This window comes from Mesorhizobium sp. MC2-1-1 (genome assembly GCF_057597255.1).
Genome location: NZ_CP195205.1, coordinates 4350654 through 4369862, shown reverse-complemented (window position 1 = coordinate 4369862; position 19209 = coordinate 4350654). Strand labels below are relative to the sequence as shown.

18 protein-coding genes are annotated in these 19209 nt (G+C 64.0%); 8 read left to right on the top strand and 10 right to left on the bottom strand.

Annotated elements, in window-relative coordinates; all coding sequences use genetic code 11:
- Positions 1-41 precede the first annotated feature (41 nt).
- Positions 42-1451, bottom strand: coding sequence for a glycosyl hydrolase (locus ACR64R_RS21615; RefSeq protein ID WP_487358301.1), 1410 nt, complete (start codon positions 1449-1451; stop codon positions 42-44).
- 193 nt (positions 1452-1644) lie between these two features.
- A complete protein-coding gene (locus ACR64R_RS21610) occupies positions 1645-3075 on the bottom strand; it encodes a DHA2 family efflux MFS transporter permease subunit (protein WP_487358300.1) in 1431 nt (476 codons plus the stop codon).
- 332 nt (positions 3076-3407) lie between these two features.
- Between ACR64R_RS21610 and ACR64R_RS21605 the strand changes: the two genes are divergently transcribed.
- The gene (locus ACR64R_RS21605) at positions 3408-3707 is read left to right on the top strand and encodes a hypothetical protein (protein WP_487358299.1); all 300 of its coding nucleotides are present in this window, start codon (positions 3408-3410) and stop codon (positions 3705-3707) included.
- Between the two features lie 176 nt (positions 3708-3883).
- Positions 3884-5233: a chloride channel protein gene (locus ACR64R_RS21600; protein WP_487358298.1), complete on the top strand. Its 1350-nt coding sequence runs from the start codon at positions 3884-3886 to the stop codon at positions 5231-5233.
- 65 nt (positions 5234-5298) lie between these two features.
- Here ACR64R_RS21600 and ACR64R_RS21595 read toward each other — a convergent pair whose 3' ends face one another.
- The 3 genes from ACR64R_RS21595 to ACR64R_RS21585 form a co-directional block, all read right to left on the bottom strand.
- Positions 5299-5805: an invasion associated locus B family protein gene (locus ACR64R_RS21595; RefSeq protein WP_487358297.1), complete on the bottom strand. Its 507-nt coding sequence runs from the start codon at positions 5803-5805 to the stop codon at positions 5299-5301.
- Between the two features lie 361 nt (positions 5806-6166).
- Positions 6167-6529: a YkvA family protein gene (locus tag ACR64R_RS21590; protein WP_487358296.1), complete on the bottom strand. Its 363-nt coding sequence runs from the start codon at positions 6527-6529 to the stop codon at positions 6167-6169.
- 85 nt (positions 6530-6614) lie between these two features.
- Positions 6615-6908 (bottom strand): 4a-hydroxytetrahydrobiopterin dehydratase, encoded by a 294-nt coding sequence (locus ACR64R_RS21585; protein ID WP_487358295.1) that lies wholly within the window; start codon positions 6906-6908, stop codon positions 6615-6617.
- A gap of 110 nt (positions 6909-7018) precedes the next feature.
- Here ACR64R_RS21585 and ACR64R_RS21580 point away from each other — a divergent pair, with 110 nt between their 5' ends.
- Complete coding sequence (locus tag ACR64R_RS21580; protein ID WP_487358294.1) at positions 7019-7528, top strand: low molecular weight protein-tyrosine-phosphatase; 510 nt, start codon at positions 7019-7021, stop codon at positions 7526-7528.
- Here the strand turns inward: ACR64R_RS21580 and thpR are convergent.
- Positions 7435-8028 carry an RNA 2',3'-cyclic phosphodiesterase gene (thpR, locus tag ACR64R_RS21575; protein ID WP_487358293.1) on the bottom strand — a complete coding sequence of 198 codons (594 nt, stop codon included), beginning with the start codon at positions 8026-8028 and terminating at the stop codon, positions 7435-7437. The two genes, ACR64R_RS21580 and thpR, sit on opposite strands and share 94 nt — an antisense overlap.
- 36 nt (positions 8029-8064) lie before the next feature.
- Entirely contained in the window at positions 8065-8808 is a 744-nt protein-coding gene (locus ACR64R_RS21570; protein ID WP_487358292.1) for an arylesterase, read from the bottom strand.
- 82 nt (positions 8809-8890) lie between these two features.
- Between ACR64R_RS21570 and ACR64R_RS21565 the strand changes: the two genes are divergently transcribed.
- The 4 genes from ACR64R_RS21565 (at position 8891) to ACR64R_RS21550 (ending at position 13801) form a co-directional block, all read left to right on the top strand.
- Entirely contained in the window at positions 8891-9589 is a 699-nt protein-coding gene (locus ACR64R_RS21565; protein WP_487358291.1) for an ABC transporter ATP-binding protein, read from the top strand.
- Positions 9589-12129, top strand: coding sequence for an ABC transporter permease (locus ACR64R_RS21560; RefSeq protein WP_487358290.1), 2541 nt, complete (start codon positions 9589-9591; stop codon positions 12127-12129). Before ACR64R_RS21565 ends, ACR64R_RS21560 begins: the two co-directional genes overlap by 1 nt.
- A gap of 240 nt (positions 12130-12369) precedes the next feature.
- Positions 12370-13110, top strand: a complete 741-nt coding sequence (locus ACR64R_RS21555; RefSeq protein WP_487358289.1) for a Bax inhibitor-1/YccA family protein — start codon at positions 12370-12372, stop codon at positions 13108-13110.
- Positions 13111-13228: 118 nt separating this feature from the next.
- Complete coding sequence (locus tag ACR64R_RS21550) at positions 13229-13801, top strand: N-acetyltransferase family protein (RefSeq protein WP_487358288.1); 573 nt, start codon at positions 13229-13231, stop codon at positions 13799-13801.
- 96 nt (positions 13802-13897) lie between these two features.
- Here ACR64R_RS21550 and ACR64R_RS21545 read toward each other — a convergent pair whose 3' ends face one another.
- Complete coding sequence (locus ACR64R_RS21545) at positions 13898-14284, bottom strand: DUF2794 domain-containing protein (RefSeq protein WP_487358287.1); 387 nt, start codon at positions 14282-14284, stop codon at positions 13898-13900.
- 433 nt (positions 14285-14717) lie between these two features.
- Entirely contained in the window at positions 14718-15506 is a 789-nt protein-coding gene (locus tag ACR64R_RS21540; protein ID WP_487358286.1) for a DUF1223 domain-containing protein, read from the bottom strand.
- A gap of 185 nt (positions 15507-15691) precedes the next feature.
- Between ACR64R_RS21540 and ACR64R_RS21535 the strand changes: the two genes are divergently transcribed.
- The gene (locus ACR64R_RS21535; protein ID WP_487358285.1) at positions 15692-16384 is read left to right on the top strand and encodes a ceramidase domain-containing protein; all 693 of its coding nucleotides are present in this window, start codon (positions 15692-15694) and stop codon (positions 16382-16384) included.
- 83 nt (positions 16385-16467) lie between these two features.
- Here ACR64R_RS21535 and acnA read toward each other — a convergent pair whose 3' ends face one another.
- Complete coding sequence (gene acnA / locus ACR64R_RS21530) at positions 16468-19158, bottom strand: aconitate hydratase AcnA (protein WP_487358284.1); 2691 nt, start codon at positions 19156-19158, stop codon at positions 16468-16470.
- Between the last annotated feature and the right edge of the window lie 51 nt (positions 19159-19209).

The following is a 19209-nucleotide window of genomic DNA, read 5'->3' as shown; positions in this document are numbered from 1 at the left end:
CCGGAACGCAGTCATCCCACAAGGAGCGGATAGACAGGACACTATCTGACGGAGGAAATCGCGATCACGACAGGATGATTACTGAGCGAAAGGTCAAGCGAGGTTGCATTCCTCCGCGTCAGGACGGGATCGACGCCGACGGTCGGATCGTAGACGCTTACCGAAGCGCTCGTGACGCCAAGGTCCACGGTCACCTGATCCTCGCCGTCCAATCGCTCATCCCAAACGACCAGCTGGAACGTCCCGTCGCTGCGCTGAAGAAGGAGATCGTGAACCGTCGGGGGCTGGTTCGCGATCGTGTAATCCAAATTGCCGGGCGGTACGAATGCGCCCTTGTCGGCCAGAATGGTCGTGATGTTGTGGAGGTATGTCGCCGCCTTTCGGGGCGAATAATCGGGCTTGAAAAAACCGAACGACTGGTTGCCGGCCTCATCGGTGCGGTCCCGCAACAGATAGACCGACGTGTACGCATAACCGCGCTTGAACTGCGCGAGGTACAAATTCAACAGATTCAAACCCTGCAGCTCTTCCGTCACCCGGCCTGCGATATTGGCTCCGGTCTCGGTCGTGACACGGGGCAGTGTTTCAAGTTGTTCCTGCGTGTAGCCCTGAAACCACTTCGACCATGTCAGGCCGAAGTTGGCGAACAAGCCGTCGACCCGGGATGCAAAGGTGGGATCGGCGGCATCCCACGCCTTATTGTCCGCCGGGTCGGGCGAATGCGGATGATAGAGATAATTGTGTACATTCGCGTAATCCGCATACCGCGTGCCGTCCGGCATCAAGGTTCCGGCGCCGTGGGGTATTGCAAGAAACTGAAGGCCGACATTGTCCCGCTGCGCACCCGGTTCGGAGATGGACCATACATGATATTTCGCCAGCACCTTATCTGTCTTGATCGCATGGTATAGGTCACGCTGCAATTTCGCGACCGCCATCCAGGAGAACTCGCGCCCACCGCCCTTTTCGCCTTGATACTCGACAGGCCAGTTGTTCGGTTCGTTGTTGCCTTCGAAGGCAAGCAGCGCATCGTTCCGCGCCAGTATCTTGCCGGTTTCAACCAGCTTGTTAACGTCGGTCCCACCGCTCACCAGTCCCCAGCTGAGCCGGGCGCCCGTCTGCCGGTGCAATTCCAGGAAAGTCCGCATGGTCGTGGGGCCGTTGTCGGTCAGTCCCTCTATGCCGGCCCTCACCCATCGAAAGCCGCAATAGCGCACCATCTCAATGGTCTTGGCCAAAGGCTGGCCCCTGTCCGGAAACGAGGTAACGACGCCGATGCTGTCGAGAAAATCGGCAGTCGGAACGGCCGCTCTTTGTTCGGCAAGGGATCCTTGAGGCCAAATGGCCAGCAGCAAAGCGATCGCCAGGCATTCGCCGACGGTGGAGCTCACACTCGCACGGGCAATCGGCCGGCGGCGCTTCTCGTGGCGATCAAGTCTGCTTTGCCTCATGAGGATTCCCGATAGTCCAGACCGTGTCCTCCAGTCCCGCGAAATCAGGCCAGCGGACACAAAACAGTGCAGCGCTCGCCCCGTCGGGCATAACAGGACCTTCCTGGCGCGGCTGGGCGGAACGATAGCCCGTCAATACGCCCGAAAACAGATTGGTCCGTGGTCAAGAACAGCCGGGTCTTCAGCCCAGGCACTATTTGCGGCTATCGGCATTTCGGCGATGGCCGCTGACCTGGACACCGTCTTCGGGATGCAGGAAGAAGAATCCCGGGATCGGAAGAAGCGGGATCACCGCCGTCAGCAGGAAGGCCCAATGGAACTGTCCCGCCGTGGGCGCATGCGCCTGGCCGGAGACGAGGCCGAGCACCATGGCGGCGATGGAGACGCCGAGCGAGACGCTGAGCTGCTGCAGCACGCCGCCGAGGCTTGTGGCGCGGCTGAGCTTCTCCGCGGGCAGGTCCGCATAGGACAGCGTGTTGGATGACATGAACTGCGCCGAACGGACGATGCCGAAGAAGAAGACGTATAGGCCGATCGCCCAATGCGGGGTATCGGCGTCGAGCAAGGCAAAGCCGGCCACCGCCATCGAACCGACCACCGCGCTGCCACTCAGCACGGTCTTGAAGCCGAAGCGCCGCAGCAGCGAGGCCAGCAGCGGCCGCATCAGAAGCGCGCCGAAGCTGCCGACGAAGGTCAGCGATCCGGAGGTGACCGGGCTCATGCCGAAGCCGACCTGGAGCATCAGCGGCAGCAGGAACGGCGCGCCGTTGAGGCCGATGCGGCACAGACCGCCGGCCAGCGTTCCGACCCAGAAGGAGCGAAATCGGAAGAGCGTGAGATCCACCGCCGGCGCCGCGACGCTGCGCGCATAGCGGCCGAAGGCGAGCAGCAGCAGGACCGATGCGGCGAGCACCAGCGCGGTGGCCATCGAGGAAATGAGCGGTCTGCCGATATTCTCCAGGCCGAACTGCAGGAGCGCAGCGCCGGCGCCCACCATCAGGAAGCCGGCGAAGTCGAAGGGCTGGGGTTCCTCGGCGTGGAAGTCGTCGACAAAGCGCAATGCGGCGACAATGCCGATGAAGCCGAACGGCACGTTGACGTAGAAGATCCAGCGCCAGGACGCGTAGGTGGTCAGCAGGCCGCCGAGCAGCGGCCCGATAACGGGGCCGACGATCGCCGGCAAGGTCATGTAGGTCATGGCTGTGATCAGTCCGCTGCGCGGGAAGGACCGCAACAGGATCAGCCGCCCGACTGGGGTCATCATGGCGCCGCCGAGGCCCTGCAGCGCGCGCATTGCCAGAAGCATGCCGACGCTGTCGGCCGCGCCGCACAGCACCGAGCCCAGGGTGAAGGTGAAGAGTGCCAGCGCGAAGATTTTTCGCGCGCCGAACCGGTCGGCGAACCAGCCGCTGACCGGGATGAACACCGCCAAGGTCAGGATGTAGGTGGTGATCGCCAGATTGAGGCGGACCGGGGTGGTGTCGAGGCTTTGCGCGATTGCCGGAATGGCGGTGGTGAGGATGGTGGAATCGAGCTGTTCCATCAGGAAGGCGATGGCGACGATGGACGGGATGATCAGCTTCAGGCGCGGATCGCGCTCGGTCGCAAAGAGTTGCTGTTCCAATAGTCTGCCAGTTCCGTCGTGCAGGAAGCGGTGGCTGTTGCGAGCCACCCGCGATCAAGCCGGCTTCGATGCCGTGCGGCGCGGCCGGCCTGGGGACCCACCGCACCGGACTGCTTTATGGCCCGATCGCTGCGAGGCGATAGCGATTTCGGCTGGCCCAGAGGTCAACAAATCTTGAGCCCGGTCCGCTTGTGCCTGAGTGGAACGTGACCGGCTACCGCCATCGTCGGCTGAAAAACCGATCACATGTTCGTGTTGGCGTAACCAATCGAAACGTGCCCGCGAACCTGAAAAGGGGCGACCATGCCCCTCAACAATGGGAGTTGTTCCAGATGCATTCGATCAAGTTCGCGCTTCTTGCCGGCCTCGTCGGTCTTTCCGCCTCGCAGGCCTTTGCCGAGGACACGATGGGCGCCATGACCATGATGAAGGGTGGGCAGGTCACCGCGATCATGCCGGACGGGCACATGGGCACCATGATCCCGGACGCCAAGATGGGCGCCGACCTGATGAAGTCGGCCAAGCCGATCAAGCATTGCATGATGATGATCACCGACGCCAAGGGCAAAGCCTTCATGATCGACACGTCGACCAAGAAGGCCCAGGCAGAGTGCGAGAAAATGGCGATGTAGGCCAGCCGGCGGTTCCCGCCGGCGAAGAGCCGGCGGGATATCCGACGCCGGCCGAAGTCGGGATTCCGGCGCGAGCCGGAACAGTCATCATCCTCGAAGCGTGAAACCAGCCCGATCTCCCTGGCTTGATATGCCGGACGAGTGTGCTACGGGCAGGTCGTCATCCGAGGAAAGGCATGGCCGGCATATCCCGAAAATACCGTATGTTGCGACGCTCTCAGGCGATGTGGGTGTCGCGGCGCGTCTGGCAGCCGCGTCTCGTGTTCTGGGCTGGCGCCATCTCGATCGGCCTCATCAGCGTTCTGTTCGCGTTGCTCGCCGACCGCGCGCAGGCGCTGTTCCATGTCGTGACGGGCAATGACGGCGGCTGGCGCTTCTACCTGCCGCTTGTGCTGACACCGCTCGGTTTCGTCCTGTGCGCCTGGCTGGCGCATACCTACTTCCCGGGATCGCAAGGCAGTGGCATTCCCCAGGCGATCGCGGCGCGGCATCTGCGCGACGAGGACGACCGCAGCCGCATCCTGTCGCTCAGGCTGGTGGTCGGCAAGATCGCGCTCACCATCGTCGGCCTCGGCTGCGGGGCCTCGATCGGCCGCGAAGGCCCCACTGTCCAGGTTGGCGCCTCGCTGATGCTGCAGGCGGCGCGGTGGGGCGGGATGGCCCAGGCGCGCGGGCTGATCCTGGCTGGCTCCGCCGCCGGTATCGCCGCCGCCTTCAACACGCCGCTTGCCGGCATCGTCTTCGCCATCGAGGAGATGGGCCGAACCTATGAGGCGCGCACCAACGGCCTGGTGCTGACGGCGGTCATCCTGGCCGGCCTCGCCTCTCTCGGGTTGCTTGGCAACTATACCTATTTCGGCATCGCCAGGGACACGGTCGCCTTCGCCACCGACTGGCCGCTGGTGCTCGCCTGCGGCATCATTGGCGGCGGTGTCGGCGCGCTGTTCTCGCTACTGGCGCTGAAGGTCATGCGTCGCATCCGGCGCTGGAACGCGTTGCAGCCGTTGCCGCGCACGCTGGCCGTGGCCGCCATCTGCGGGCTGGCGGTGGCCGCGATCGGTATCGCCTCCGGAGGTTTGACCTTCGGCACCGGCTACACCCAGGCGCGCGGCGCGATCGAAGGCACGCCGCTGCCGGCCTTCTTCTTCGCCGAGAAATTCGCGGCCGGCCTCTTGTCGATGGTGTCTGGCATTCCGGGCGGCATCTTCGCGCCGTCGCTGGCGGTGGGCGCCGGGCTGGGCAGCACGCTCGGCCTGGTCTTCGGCGCCGCCACGGGGACTGCGGCGCTGCTCGGCATGGCCGGCTATTTCGCCGGCGTCGTACAGGCGCCCATGACCGCCTTCGTCATCATCCTCGAAATGACTGGCAATCATGACAATGTGATCGCGCTGATGTGCGCGGCGATGCTGGGCTACGGCACGGCGAGGCTGATCTCGCACGAGCCGCTCTATCACGCCATGTCGCGGGTGTTCATCGCCGATGCGATCCGACGGCGCCGGGCGGAGGCGGAGCCCGCGCAGGGTTGATCGCGAAAACAAAAAGGCCGGACTTGATTGTCCGGCCTTGCGTCAAATCCAGATGCCGCCCTGGCTTATTTACACTTGGCGATCGAGGCCAGCGCGGCAGAGATGCCCTTCAGCGAGAAGACATAGGAGGTGGGGTTGCCGCGGCCGGACTTGGCCTGCACCTTCATGTCGGTGCCGGTCTTCATGGCGGCGATCAGCACCGGCTCTTCCGCGGCGTTCTCGACCCAGGCCGACTTGCCGCGGGTGAACATCGAGAACGACTTCTTGTCGATGGTGACGGTGGCCTTCGAGCCTTCCTGAAAGTTGTAGCCGGCGATGAACTGCGGCTCGTAGGAAACCTGCTGTCCGGGCCGCTGGCTGACGAAGAAGAACATGTCGCCATGGTCCAGCGTCTTTGGCTGCTTGTCGGTGGGCACCGTCAGCACGTAGCAGACCTTGCCGGCCTGCGACTGATAGCTGTAGGTGCCCCAGGCGTTGTGCTGGCCGATCTTCGTGGCCTGCTGCGCCAGCGCCGGGGCCGCGAAGGCGGCCACCAGGACCACGCTGGAAATTGTAGCAATCAATCCGCGCATCGTTCTTCCCGTATTCCAAATGGTGCGGAGGCGGGGCCGCCTCGCGTCCTGCCGTCGCTTCATTTTGATTTAATCAGGGTTACCAAATGGTGAATTTTCCTCAGGAAAAGGAACTCACCCCAGGAAACCGCCCGCCCAAAGCACATCACACCGACAGGTTCGAGCGACGTTCCTTGGGTTTCTATTCTTGAGCATGCCGTTACCCCAAACCCGCTACGCGATTCTGAGGGACATGCAGTCGCGCCAGTCGCCACAGTTAAAGGCGGCCGGCGCGACGTTCGGGGCGGAGTTGGAGGCCACGAAAACGGCAAGAGTTTGTCTTTTCGCGCGCGCTGATCTGCGGGAATAAAGCCAACCGAAATCAGCTCTTGTCGGCCAGTGCATCCTTGGCGGCCTGCCTGTGGGCGGGCGTGATATGGGTGCTGACGGCGGCGATCGCGGCGGTCAGCACGGCAAGGTCGTCGGTGTAGCCGAGGCCGACGACGAAGTCGGGGATGAAATCGAATGGCAGGACGAAATAGCCAAGGGCGCCAAGCAGCGTGGCCTTGGCGCGCAGGGGCGTGTCCTTGTCCATGGCGCAGTAATAGGCGGCGACAACCTCATCCATGAACGGAATCTGCCGCGCCGCCTTCTTGGCGGTGCGCCAGAATTTTTCGCGGACCTCGCCCTCGCCGGCAAGCTTGCCGCCGAAGCCGAAGTAGTCAAAACCGGGTCCTTGCGTCATCCATGTCTCCTTGGCTGCCGCGCATGGTTGCCCGTCGGCTTGCCGCGAGGAAAATGTGGTGAAAGCGCCAGCGTCCTGCAAGAGTTCAGCCGAAGTACCGGTCCATCTTCTTCGCAAGCTCGATGTCCAACGCCGTCACGCCGCCAGCGTCATGCGTGTTCAGCGTCACGTCGACGGTCTTGTAGACATTGGACCAGTCCGGATGATGGTCCATCTTTTCGGCGGCCAACGCCACGCGCGTCATGAAGGCGAAAGCCTCGGAGAAATTCTTGAAGACGAAGCTTCGCTTGATGGAAGCGCCGTCTGCGGCAAGCGACCAGCCGCCGAGCTCGGCCAGAGCCGCGGCGATAGCGTCCTTATCGAGTTTCTCTCTGTTCATGTCGGTTCCTGTGCTAGTCGGGAAACAATGACCCGCACCATAGTGCATGTCGCCCAAAAGTGCGCAGCGGTTTTGGGAATGAGAATAGGCATGAAACAACCGCCGGATCGATGAGCGCAGAGCCAATAAATTCCATTCTGTTCGTGTGCCTCGGCAACATTTGCCGCTCGCCGCTGGCGGAGGGTGTGCGTCGCACCGTCTTGGCCGAGCAGAGCAAGGACCTGGCGATCGATTCGGCCGGGACCGGCGGCTGGCATGCGGGCGAAGAGCCCGACCGGCGCTCGATCGCGGTGGCCGCAAAGCACGGCGTCGACATTTCAGGACAGCGGGCGCGCAAGGTGCTCGCGCAGGATTTTACGCGCTTCGACCTGATCCTCGGCATGGACAGGGCCAATGTGCGCGACCTCAAGGCGCTGGCGCCGGTAGCGGCGCGCGACCGGGTGCATCTTTATCTGGATTTCGCGACGGGAAACGCCCGAGACGTGCCCGATCCCTATTATGAGGGCGCCGAGGCCTTCGCGTCGGTCTACCGCATGATCCGCGAGGCGTCGGAGGCGCTGGCGAAGCGGCTCGAGGCCAGCGGTTCGCTGTCCAGCGGCCAGGCCTCCTCGACGATGTAAGGGCCGCCGCCGACCGAATCGCGCGACGACATCAGGACGAAGCGGCCGACACGGAAGGGCAGCGCCGCGAAATTGCCGCGCGCCGAAAGATATTGCGCGACATCGAGCGGGCTCGCATTGCGCAGGCGCGCCAGCGTCACATGCGGTGAGAACTTGCGCGGATCGGCCGGCAGGCCGAGCCGCTGGCAGATGCGGTCGATCTCGCCCTGCAGCGCCGTCAGGTCGGGCGAGGCCGACACGCCGGCCCACACGGCATGCGGCTTCTTTCCACCGAAGGCGCCGACGCCGGAAAGCGTCAAGGGAAAGGACGTCCGGCGGACGCGGTCGAGGGCATTGGCGATCTCGTCGGCGACATGGCCCTCGACATCGCCGATGAAGCGCAGCGTCAGGTGGTAGTTTTCGACATCGATCCAGCGCGCTCCGGGCAGCCCGCCCCGGAGCAGGGACAAGGAGAGAGCGGCATCACGCGGAATTTCGAGGGCGGTGAAAAGACGTGGCATGTGAAGCCTCCTGTCCTCGAATCGAAACTCTCGGCCCTAGCGAATCATCGATATAAGCGCGGGGCAAGCGGTTTGTTGTCCACAATGTTTCCCCAGCGGAAAGCGTGGCATTGCGGACTCATGACGGGCCGCCATTGGCGGCGATGGCCTTCTCGACGACCGGCAGCATGCGTTCGACCATGACGTCGACCCCCTTGGAGTTGGGGTGCATGCCGTCTTCGATCTGCAGTCCGGATGGCCCGCAACGCCGTCGAGGAAGAACGGATAGAGCGGAACGCCATATTCTTCGGCAAGCCGCGGATATATGGCGTCGAAGGCCTTCTGATAGTCCGCGCCGAGATTGGGCGCCGCGCGCATGCCCGCCAGAAGCACCGGAATATTGCGCTGCTTCAGCTTGACCAGCATGGCGTCGAGGTTTTTCTCGGTGATCTCGGGCGGAACGCCGCGCAGCATGTCGTTGGCGCCGAGCTCGAGGATCACCAGCCTTGTGCCGTCCGGCACCGACCAGTCGAGCCTCGCCAGCCCGCCGCTCGACGTATCGCCGGAGACACCTGCATTGGCGACGGCGACGTCCAGGCCCTTCGCCTTAAGCGCCGCCTGCAGCCTGTCGGTGAAACCCTGGCCGGGGCCAAGTCCGAAGCCCGCCGTCAGGCTGTCGCCGAAGCCGACGATGGTGAAGGTGGCGGCGCGCGCCGGCGAAAGGGCGGCGCAAACGGCGAGGAAAAGCAAAGAGACTGCGAAAACGACGGGGCCTGCGGCGAAACGGTGTTTGAATGCCATGCGGCGAGCCCCATATGACCGGAACAATCCAAGGAAGGAGACACAGGCCGTCTCCTTTTCCCACATATAGGGCGCTTTCATCGTGACAGAAGCCGTCATCGCGCTGAGGGACGTATCGCTGACGCTCGGCCAGGGCGCGTCCTCCGTCCATGTGCTGAAGGGCGTCAGCCTCGACGTGGCGGCGGGGCAAGCCACAGGCATTGTCGGCCCGTCCGGTTCGGGCAAGTCAACGCTGCTCATGGTTCTTGCAGGCCTGGAAAGGGTCGATTCGGGCACGGTCCGGATCGCCGGCGAGCTCATCAACGGCAAAAGCGAGGATCAGATCGCATCGTTTCGGGGACGAAACATCGGCATCGTCTTCCAGTCCTTCCACCTCATTCCAAACATGACGGCGCTCGAAAACGTGGCGGTGCCGCTCGAGCTTGCCGGCCATGCCGATCCGTTCGGCGTGGCCGCGCGCGAGCTCGCGGCGGTCGGCCTGAGCGGGCGCGTGACGCACTATCCGGGCGAACTTTCCGGCGGGGAGCAGCAGCGCGTGGCGATCGCCCGGGCGCTGGCGCCCTCGCCCCGCATCCTCATCGCCGACGAGCCGACCGGCAATCTCGACCAGGCGACGGGAAAGCAGATCGCCGACCTTCTGTTCGCCAAGGCGGCGGAGCGCGGCATGACGCTGGTGCTGGTCACGCATGATCCGGTGCTTGCCGCGCGTTGCGCGCGCCAGGTGTCGATGCGCTCGGGGCGGATCGAGGACACGCCGCGGCCGGTGACGGTGCCGGCCTGATGCGCACATTGAAGCTCGCCATCCGCTTCTCCTTGCGCGAGATGCGCGGCGGCCTCTCGGGGTTCATGATCTTCCTCGCCTGCATCGCGCTCGGCGTCGCGGCGATCGGCGGCGTCAATTCGGTGGCGCAGGCGATCAGCGCCGGCGTCGCCGATCAGGGCCAGACGCTTCTTGGCGGCGATCTGCGCTTCCAGGTCAACCAGCGCAACGCTTCCGACGCCGGGCTCGGCTTCATCAAGGGCCTCGGCATGGTTTCGCAGACTTCCGTCATGCGCTCGATGGCGCGGCTGGAGGACGGGTCCGACCAGGCGCTTGTCGAGGCAAAGGCCGTCGACGACGCCTATCCGCTCTATGGCGTGCTGGAGACCGATCCGGCGTTGCCGAGAGAGAGATTGTTCGGCGAAAGGTCCGGCGTGTTCGGCGCCGCCGCGCCCGACCTTCTGTTCGAGCGGCTTCATCTTCGCATCGGCGACAGGCTGAAGCTCGGCAGCGCAACGTTCGAGCTCAGGGCCCGGCTGGTCAGCGAGCCGGATGCGGTGTCGGACGGCTTCGGCTTCGCGCCGCGGCTAATGATTTCGCGCGAGGGCCTCGCCGCATCCGGCCTTGTGCAGCCGGGCAGCCTGGTCGAGAACGCCTACAAGGTGCGGCTGCCCGACGGGGCTTCCGAGGCGCGGATCAAGGACATCCAGGCCGAGGCAGCGAAGGATTTCCCCCAGGCCGGCTGGTCGATCCGCACGCGCGGCAACGCCGCCCCCGCGCTATCGGCCAATATCGAGCGCTTCTCGCAGTTCCTGACCCTGGTCGGGCTGACGGCGCTGGTGGTGGGCGGAGTCGGCGTCGCGAATGCGGTACGCGCCTATCTCGACGGCAAGCGCGGCGTCATCGCCACCTTCAAGAGCCTCGGCGCCTCGGGCGGCTTCGTCTTCACGGTCTATCTGGTGCAGATCCTGTTGATCGCAGGCTTGGGCATCGTGCTCGGGCTGATCCTGGGCGCCGCGATGCCCTTCGTGGCGAGCGCGCTTCTGCAGTCGGTCATTCCAGTGCCGGCGCAAGGCGGTTTCTATCCTGGCGCGCTTGCCATGGCGGCGCTGTTCGGCCTGCTGGTGACACTGGCCTTCGCGCTTTTGCCGCTTGGCCGCGCCCGCGACGTGCCGGCAACCGCGCTGTTCCGCGAAATGGGGTTCGAGAGCCGCGGCCTGCCGCGCCTGCCCTATGCCGGCTCAGCACTTGCCATCGTCGTCGCGCTGGCGGCGCTGGCGATCCTTTCGGCCAACGACACCCGCATCGCCTCGATCTTCGTCGGCGCGACGGTCTTTGCCTTCCTGGTGCTGCGGCTGGTGGCTATGCTCGTGCAATGGGCGGCCAGGAAGAGCCCGCGCGTGCGCTCCGTTTCGCTGCGGCTGGCGCTTGGCAACATCCATCGGCTAGGCGCGCTGACGCCTTCGGTGGTGCTGTCGCTCGGGCTCGGGCTGACGCTGCTGGTGACGCTGGCGCTGATCGACGGGAATCTCAGGCGGCAGATCTCCGGCAGCCTGCCGGAACGGGCGCCGAACTTCTTCTTCGTCGACATCCAGAGCAGCGACGTCGACGCCTTCGCAAGCCTTGTCGGCAAGGAGGCGCCTAGAGGAACGCTGGTCAAGGTGCCGATGCTGCGCGGGCGCATCATGGCGCTCAACGGCGTCGAGGTCGACAAGGTGAAGATCCCGGCCGACGGCGCCTGGGTGCTCCGTGGCGACCGGGGCCTGACCTATGACGCGAACCAGCCGCACAATGCGACGCTGACGGAAGGCGCGTGGTGGCCGCGGGATTATTCCGGCGAGCCGCTGGTGTCGTTCTCGGCCGAGGAAGGCAAGGCGATCGGGCTGAAGATCGGCGACACCGTCACCGTCAATGTGCTTGGCCGCAATGTCACGGCGAAGATCGCCAATTTCCGCCAGGTGCAATGGGAGACGATGGGCATCAACTTCGTCATGGTGTTCTCGCCCAACACCTTTGCCGGGGCGCCGCATGGCTGGCTGGCGACGCTGACCGACAAACAGGCCACCACGGCCGACGACGCAAGGCTGCTCAATGCCGTCACACGCGCTTTTCCGGCGGTCACGACTGTGCGCGTCAAGGACGCGCTCGATGTCGTCAACCGCCTGGTCGCGCAGTTGGGCACGGCGATCCGCGCCGCCGCCGGCGTGGCGCTGATCGCCTCGGTGCTGGTGCTTTCCGGCGCCCTGGCCGCCGGCAACCGGGCGCGCATCCATGACGCGGTGGTGCTGAAGACGCTCGGCGCGACGCGGCGGACGCTGATCACGGCCTTCTCGCTGGAATATGCGCTGATCGGCCTTGCGACCGCGCTGTTCGCACTGGCTGCCGGCGGCGTCGCCGCCTGGTTCGTGGTCGCCCATATCATGACGCTGCCATCGCATTTCATGCCGGAAGTGGCGGTGGCGACGATCGTGGTTTCTCTGGCGGTCACCGTCGGTATCGGCCTTGCCGGGACCTGGCGGGTTCTCGGCCACAAGGCGGCGCCTGTGCTGCGAGACCTCTGATGGAGGGGGCTTCCAGCGGTACGCCTGGTTAAATCTCTGTAAGAATGCCAGGCTGAATGCCCGAAAACCGGCTTTTTGCCTTCTCACAAAGCGTTACGGCCCGTTACCGTCTTGTTCTTGACGTCAAGAACCATCATATTTCGCATCAGGCATGCTGGAGCCCCGCCAGCGGCGCCTGGCCCCCGAGATCGCTCCGGGAGGGCCTGTCACCGGACGGGGCAGAAGCAACAGAGGATTCCAATGGCTGATCCCATTCGCAACTACCAGACGGGCGTCGCCTCGGGCGCGCGCGTCGAAATCGATCAGGGCCTGCGCGCCTACATGATCAAAGTCTATAACCTGATGGGGCTTGGCCTGCTCATTACCGGCCTTGCCGCTTGGGGCGCGTTCCATCTCGCCGTCACGGGCGACGGCCAGCTCACCGGTTTCGGCCAGCTTATCTATGCAAGCGCGTTCCGCTGGGTCGTCATCCTGGCGCCGCTCGCCGCCGTGATGTTCCTGTCGTTCCGCATCCAGTCGATGAGCGTGGGTGCGGCACAGACCACGTTCTGGGTCTATGCCGGCCTTGTCGGCCTGTCGCTATCGACGATCTTCCTCGTCTACACTGGCACCAGCATCACCCAGACCTTCTTCGCCACGGCCGCGGCCTTCGGCGGGTTGTCGCTCTACGGCTACACGACCAGGCGCGACCTGTCGGCGTTCGGCTCGTTCCTGATCATGGGCGTGATCGGCCTGCTGATCGCGATGCTGATCAACATCTTCCTGCAGTCGTCGGCGCTTGGATTCGCCATCTCCGCGATCGGCGTGCTGGTGTTCGCGGGGCTCACCGCATACGACACGCAGAAGATCAAGGAGATGTATTTCGAGGGTGATGTCGCCGATGTTGCCGGCCGTAAGGCCATCATGGGCGCGCTTCGCCTCTATCTCGACTTCATCAACCTGTTCATGTTCCTGCTGCAGTTCATGGGCGACCGCCGCTAAGGTTGGTTTACCCGGTCCCATTGGACCACAGACTTTGCGAAGGGCGGCCCAACGGTCGCCCTTTTCTTTTTTGCAGCCCTCTGCTGTTATCGAAGCAGTGGATCAGACTGCACAGATTATGAGCAATATTGCGATCAGGGCCGCCACTCCGGCCGACCTCGACCGAATCACGGAAATCTATGCCGATGCGGTCGCGCACGGCACGGCGAGCTACGAGTTGGAGCCGCCCAGCCGCGCCGAGATGGGCAATCGATTCGACAGCTTGGCGGCCGGCGGCTTTCCCTATCTCGTGGCGGATAAGGACGGCGTCGTGCTCGGCTATGCCTATGCTGGACCTTTCCGGCCGCGCCCCGCCTACCGGTTCGTCATCGAGGATTCGGTCTATGTCGCGCCCGAGGCCAAGGGGCAGGGCGTGGGCTCGCTGCTGATGCAGGCGCTGATCGAGACGGCGCGCGCGGCGGGCTTCCGCCAGATCATCGCGGTGATCGGCGACGGCCACGCCGACAGCGCTTCGGTGCGGCTGCACGAGAAGCTGGGCTTCCGTCATTCAGGGCGACTGGAAGGCTCAGGCTACAAGCACGGGCGCTGGCTGGATACGGTGTTCATGCAGCTTTCGCTGAATGGCGGCGCGACACTGCCGCCCGATCCTGATTCGCTGCCGGAGCGGAAGTTCCGGCTCGCAGGGAGATGAGTAAAACGGGAATTGCAGAAGTGAAGAATTGAAGAACTGAGGCTTACGTCAGGCGTCTGGCGCCTGAGTTCTTCAGTTCCCCTTCGATCTCGCAGGTCAAGCTTCCACGAGCTTCAGCTTCGCATCGAATACCCCAAGCACGCGGCCGAGTTCCTGGCCGCGCTTGAGGATGCGGCCGCCGGCGGCGATTACGGCGAATGCGCCTTGCCGGCGCGCCAGCTTCGGGTCCTTGACGATCTGGAACAACGGCACTTCGCTTGCCCGGCGGAAGACGGAAAAGACAGCGCGATCAGTGAGATGGTCGATCGCATAGTCGCGCCATTCATTGGCTGCCACCATGCGTCCGTAAAGCCGCAGGATCTGGTCGAGTTCGCGCCGCTCGAATCGCACCGGCTGGTCGAGGCGAGCCCTGCGCGCCTCGTGCAACGGGATCAATATTCCGGATGCTTTCCCATCCTCCGTCCCGCCGCTGTGATCGGTCATGCCTCGATCCTTCGAGTGAATCATGCGCCGGCCAAGGTTCGCGCTTTCGTCATGGAATTGCAAGGGCACGATGGAATTGCGGGTGCCAGCCGGGCAGATGCGCGGTCGGGCTATTTCCCAAACGTCCAGTCACGTTTGCAAAACGCATGTTGGAATTGGTGATGCTTCGCCGCAATCTCGCCACAAATAATCCGCGCTCATGCCCCAATGTCCGACGATTTTACCTGCGTTGCCTGAGACGGTTCGGTCCGGCACCGGCTCGTAAACCCCAAGCCCCCCGCCCACGGGTCAGCGTCGGATCGAACCAACCTCGGTTTTTCCTTGGAAAAATCAGGTGCGACGATCCCAAAACCTGAATGACCGGCGTCAGAAGCAAGCTGACGCCGGTTTTTTATTTTCCCTTCTCGCTTGCGAGAGAAGGTAAAAAAGGCCGCTAAAGTTCGTCGGGCTTGCGGATAAAGGCGGCGCCGAGGATCGGCCCGGGGATGCCGTCCTTGCCGACGGACTGCAACAGCACCGCGCAGCCCCCCTTCTTGGCGATTTCTGTCATCGGCAGCTCGTAACGCTGCGCCTTGCCGTGCCACATGCCGGCGGTCTGGATGTCGGAGACGGCGTTCCAATAGGTCAGGCTGCGGCCGCTGTTTTCGCCCTGGCCGATCTTCACCATCTGCGGCGCATCGAAATAGACGATCACCAGATGGGCGTCGCTGGGGCCGTTGCCGGCATCGCCCGCGTCGATCATGACACGGTCGCTGGTGCGGCTTACCTTGATGGGGACGCGCATGCCTTCGCCTGCCCTGTCCATCCGGGCCAGCGCCCCGTTGACTTCCTTGCGGCTGGCGCCGTTGACATGGCTGCGGCCATTGATGACAGCTTGCGGCGTGTAGACCGAGCGGCTGCCGAAGGCGCGCATGTAATCATACTGGCGCTCGGTGTTCTCCTTGGTGCTCAGAGTGTCCTGCCAGCCGAGATAGTCCCAGTAATTGACGTGATAGGCGAGCGCGACAATATCGTCCTTGCCGGCAAGCTCGGCGAAGAACTCGTCGGCGGGCGGACAGGAACTGCAGCCCTGGCTGGTGAACAATTCGACCACGCCTAACGGCCTGTCGGTTTGGGACTTGCCGGTCGCGGCCTTTTCAGGCTCGGCTGCAAGGGCCACTCCGCCCAACGCCGTAACGGCCAGCGCTACTGCCGCAAGCCGCAATCGTCCTCGAAATGCCATGACTCTTCCAATTCCCGCCGGTGACGCCGGCCTTGTTCTGATTGCTAAAATATGTGGCAGAAGCGGCAGTCAACGGGAAGTCACGTTGCGGTGAAATTTTGCGGTTGCAACCTCAGGTAAGGGGGGCACTAGAATAGGTCGTTGCATTTCACGGCTTGGTTCGATTCGGAGGCAGCATCCTCACCATGTGGCAAACTCTCCTGGCTCCTGTCGATCTCTATTGTGAACGGACCGGCCCTGGACTTTGGGCAGAGCCGGCAAATGCTTTGACCAACCTGGTTTTCATTGGGGCGGGACTGTGGGGCGTCCGGCAGGTGCGGCGATACCAGACCGGCACCTTCGCCGAAGTGCTGGCCTGGTGGGTGGTGGCGATCGGCATCGGTTCGACCCTGTTCCACACCTTCGCCACCAAAGGCACGATCTGGCTCGACATCCTGCCGATCGCCGGTTTCACACTCGCTTACACGCTGTTCAACCTGCGGCGTTTCCTCGGCATGGAATGGGGCAAGGCGATCGTCGTCTTCGTCGCCTTCTATGTCGTGGCGGGGCTGGTCACCTATGCAGTGCCGGACTGGCTGCGCCAGGCTTCCAACGGAACCACGAGCTATCTGCCGCCCTTCCTGGCGCTCGCCTTCTTCGGCGCGTGGGTGGCGGCCACCGGCAACCGGGCCGGCTGGTACAATCTCATCGGGTCGGCGATCTTCGTCGTCTCGGTCATCTGCCGCATGATCGATCCGCTGGTCTGCGCCAGCTTCCCGCTCGGCACGCATTTCCTCTGGCACGTCTTCAACGGGCTGATGCTGGCCGTGCTGCTGGCGGCGACAGCACGGTTCGGGGCGCCGAAGGCCAGGCAGCAGGCAATAGGCAGTAGGCAGTAGGCAGTAGGCAGTAGGCAGTAGGCAGTAGGCAGTAGGCAGTAGGCTGTCCCGTTCCTACTGCCTATTGCCATTTTCCCTCGCCGCTAAGCAGCCAGATCCCGCAGCACGTACTGCAAAATGCCGCCGTTCTTGAAGTAGTCGAGCTCATCCAGCGTATCGATACGGCAGATGATCGGCACATTCTTCACCGTGCCGTCGCCATAAGTGACCTTCGCGACCATCTTCTGACGCGGCTTGATGGCGTCCAGGCCGTCGATCTCGACCAGCTCGTCGCCCTTCAGATTGAGGGAGGCCCATGAGGTGCCATCCTCGAAGACGAAGGGGATGACGCCCATGCCGACCAGGTTCGAACGATGGATACGCTCGAAGGACTGGGCGATGACGGCGCGCACGCCGAGCAGGTTCGTGCCCTTGGCCGCCCAGTCGCGCGAGGAGCCGTTGCCGTATTCGACGCCAGCGAAGATGACCAGCGGCACGCCTTCCTTCTTATACTCCATCGCCGCGTCGTAGATCGACATCTCCTCCTTCGAGGGATAGTGGATCGTGTAGCCGCCCTCGCGGCCGTTCTCGCCCAGCATGTGGTTGCGGATGCGGATGTTGGCGAAGGTGCCGCGCATCATCACCTCGTGGTTGCCGCGCCGCGTGCCGTACTGGTTGAAGTCGGCGACGCCGACGCCATGCTCGGTGAGGTACTTGCCGGCCGGCGAGGCGGCCTTGATCGAACCCGCCGGCGAGATGTGGTCGGTGGTGATCTTGTCGCCGAAGAGGCCGAGCACACGCGCGCCCTTGATGTCGCCGACCTTGCCGAAGGTGCGGCCCATGCCGGCGAAATAGGGCGGGTTCTGCACATAGGTCGAGTGGTCGTCCCAGGCATAGGTCTGGCCTTCCGGCACCTTGACCTTCTGCCAATGAGCATCGCCCTTGAACACGTCGGCGTATTTGCGGGCGAAGAGCTCGCGCGTGACGTTCTTCTCGATGAACTCCTGGATCTCGGCCGAGGTCGGCCAGATGTCCTTGAGATAGACCGGCTTGCCGTCGCTGCCCTCGCCGAGCGGTTCGGTGGTGAGGTCCCTGGTCACCGTGCCGGCCAGCGCGTGCGCCACCACCAGCGGCGGCGAAGCGAGGTAGTTAGCCTGCACGTCCGGCGAGACGCGGCCTTCGAAGTTGCGGTTGCCGGAGAGCACCGCAGCGGCGATCAGGCCTTTGTCGTTGATCGTCTTGGAGATCGGCGCCGGCAGCGGACCGGAATTGCCGATGCAGGTGGTGCAGCCGAAGCCGACCAGGTTGAAGCCGATCTGGTCGAGCTCCTTCTGCAGGCCGGACTTTTCCAGATACTCGGCCACCACCTGGCTGCCGGGGGCAAGCGAGGTCTTGACCCAGGGCTTCTGCTTCAGGCCGAGCCGGTTGGCGTTGCGGGCGAGCAGGCCGGCGCCGATCAGTACGCTCGGATTCGATGTGTTGGTGCACGACGTGATGGCGGCGATGACGACGTCGCCATGGCCGAGATCATAGCCGGTGCCCTCTACGGCGTAGCGCTTCGAAATCTCGGCGGCCTTCTTGTATTCGGTCTCCATCGCCTTGGCGAAGCCGGCCGAAACGTCCTGCAGGGCGACGCGGCCCTCGGGGCGCTTGGGGCCCGCCATGGACGGCACGACATCGCCGAGGTCGAGCTCGAGCAGGTCGGTGAAGACCGGATCGGCCGAGCCGGTGTCCCGCCACATGCCTTGTGCCTTCGAATAGGCCTCGACCAGGGCGATGCGCTTTTCCTCGCGGCCCGACATGGTGAGATAGCGGATGGTTTCGGCGTCGACCGGGAAGAAGCCGCAGGTCGCGCCATATTCCGGCGCCATGTTGCCGATGGTGGCGCGGTCGGCCAGCGTCATGTTGGAGAGGCCGGGGCCGAAGAACTCGACGAACTTGCCGACGACGCCTTTCTTGCGCAGCATCTGGGTGACGGTAAGCACGAGGTCGGTGGCGGTGACGCCTTCCTTGAGCTTGCCGGTGAGGCGGAAGCCGATGACCTCGGGCAGAAGCATCGAGACCGGTTGGCCGAGCATCGCGGCCTCGGCCTCGATGCCGCCGACGCCCCAGCCGAGGACGCCGAGGCCGTTGATCATGGTGGTGTGCGAATCGGTGCCGACGCAGGTGTCCGGATAGGCGACGGTCTCACCGTCCTCGGCGTTGGTCCACACCACCTGTCCCAGATATTCGAGGTTGACCTGGTGGCAGATGCCGGTGCCGGGCGGCACGACGCGGAAGTTGCGGAAGGCCTGCTGGCCCCATTTCAGGAACTTGTAGCGCTCCTCGTTGCGCTCATATTCGAGCTCGACGTTGCGGGCGAAGGCCATCGGCGTGCCGAACTCGTCGACGATGACGGAATGGTCGATGACCAGGTCGACCGGCACCAGCGGGTTGATCCTCTCCGGGTCGCCGCCCAGCGCCTTGATGCCGTCGCGCATGGCCGCGAGGTCGACAACAGCCGGAACGCCGGTGAAATCCTGCATCAGCACGCGGGCCGGGCGATAGGCGATCTCGACGCCGGCGGTGCCCTTGTCGGTCAGCCAGGCGGCGACCGCCTGGATAGATTCCTTGGTGACCGAACGGCCATCCTCGTTGCGCAGCAGATTCTCCAGCAGCACCTTCATCGAATAGGGCAGCGCGGCGATGCCGGTGAGACCGTTCTTCTCGGCCTCGACGAGGTCGAAATAGACATAATCCGCGCCACCTGCGGTCAGGGTGCGGCGGCAATTGAAACTATCGAGGGATTTCGTCACGGCGATCCGTCCTTGTCTGTTCAGCCTGAAAGGGAACGGACGCCGTTGGCA

What these genes read in the sequence shown, in the direction of transcription:
- ACR64R_RS21615 (WP_487358301.1), bottom strand. Translation starts at nt 1,451, where the DNA reads ATGAGGCAAAGCAGACTTGATCGCCACGAGAAGCGCCGCCGGCCGATT.
- ACR64R_RS21605 (WP_487358299.1), top strand. Translation starts at nt 3,408, where the DNA reads ATGCATTCGATCAAGTTCGCGCTTCTTGCCGGCCTCGTCGGTCTTTCC.
- ACR64R_RS21600 (WP_487358298.1), top strand. Translation starts at nt 3,884, where the DNA reads ATGGCCGGCATATCCCGAAAATACCGTATGTTGCGACGCTCTCAGGCG.
- ACR64R_RS21595 (WP_487358297.1), bottom strand. Translation starts at nt 5,805, where the DNA reads ATGCGCGGATTGATTGCTACAATTTCCAGCGTGGTCCTGGTGGCCGCC.
- ACR64R_RS21590 (WP_487358296.1), bottom strand. Translation starts at nt 6,529, where the DNA reads ATGACGCAAGGACCCGGTTTTGACTACTTCGGCTTCGGCGGCAAGCTT.
- ACR64R_RS21585 (WP_487358295.1), bottom strand. Translation starts at nt 6,908, where the DNA reads ATGAACAGAGAGAAACTCGATAAGGACGCTATCGCCGCGGCTCTGGCC.
- ACR64R_RS21580 (WP_487358294.1), top strand. Translation starts at nt 7,019, where the DNA reads ATGAGCGCAGAGCCAATAAATTCCATTCTGTTCGTGTGCCTCGGCAAC.
- thpR (WP_487358293.1), bottom strand. Translation starts at nt 8,028, where the DNA reads ATGCCACGTCTTTTCACCGCCCTCGAAATTCCGCGTGATGCCGCTCTC.
- ACR64R_RS21570 (WP_487358292.1), bottom strand. Translation starts at nt 8,808, where the DNA reads ATGGCATTCAAACACCGTTTCGCCGCAGGCCCCGTCGTTTTCGCAGTC.
- ACR64R_RS21560 (WP_487358290.1), top strand. Translation starts at nt 9,589, where the DNA reads ATGCGCACATTGAAGCTCGCCATCCGCTTCTCCTTGCGCGAGATGCGC.
- ACR64R_RS21555 (WP_487358289.1), top strand. Translation starts at nt 12,370, where the DNA reads ATGGCTGATCCCATTCGCAACTACCAGACGGGCGTCGCCTCGGGCGCG.
- ACR64R_RS21550 (WP_487358288.1), top strand. Translation starts at nt 13,229, where the DNA reads ATGAGCAATATTGCGATCAGGGCCGCCACTCCGGCCGACCTCGACCGA.
- ACR64R_RS21545 (WP_487358287.1), bottom strand. Translation starts at nt 14,284, where the DNA reads ATGACCGATCACAGCGGCGGGACGGAGGATGGGAAAGCATCCGGAATA.
- ACR64R_RS21540 (WP_487358286.1), bottom strand. Translation starts at nt 15,506, where the DNA reads ATGGCATTTCGAGGACGATTGCGGCTTGCGGCAGTAGCGCTGGCCGTT.
- ACR64R_RS21535 (WP_487358285.1), top strand. Translation starts at nt 15,692, where the DNA reads ATGTGGCAAACTCTCCTGGCTCCTGTCGATCTCTATTGTGAACGGACC.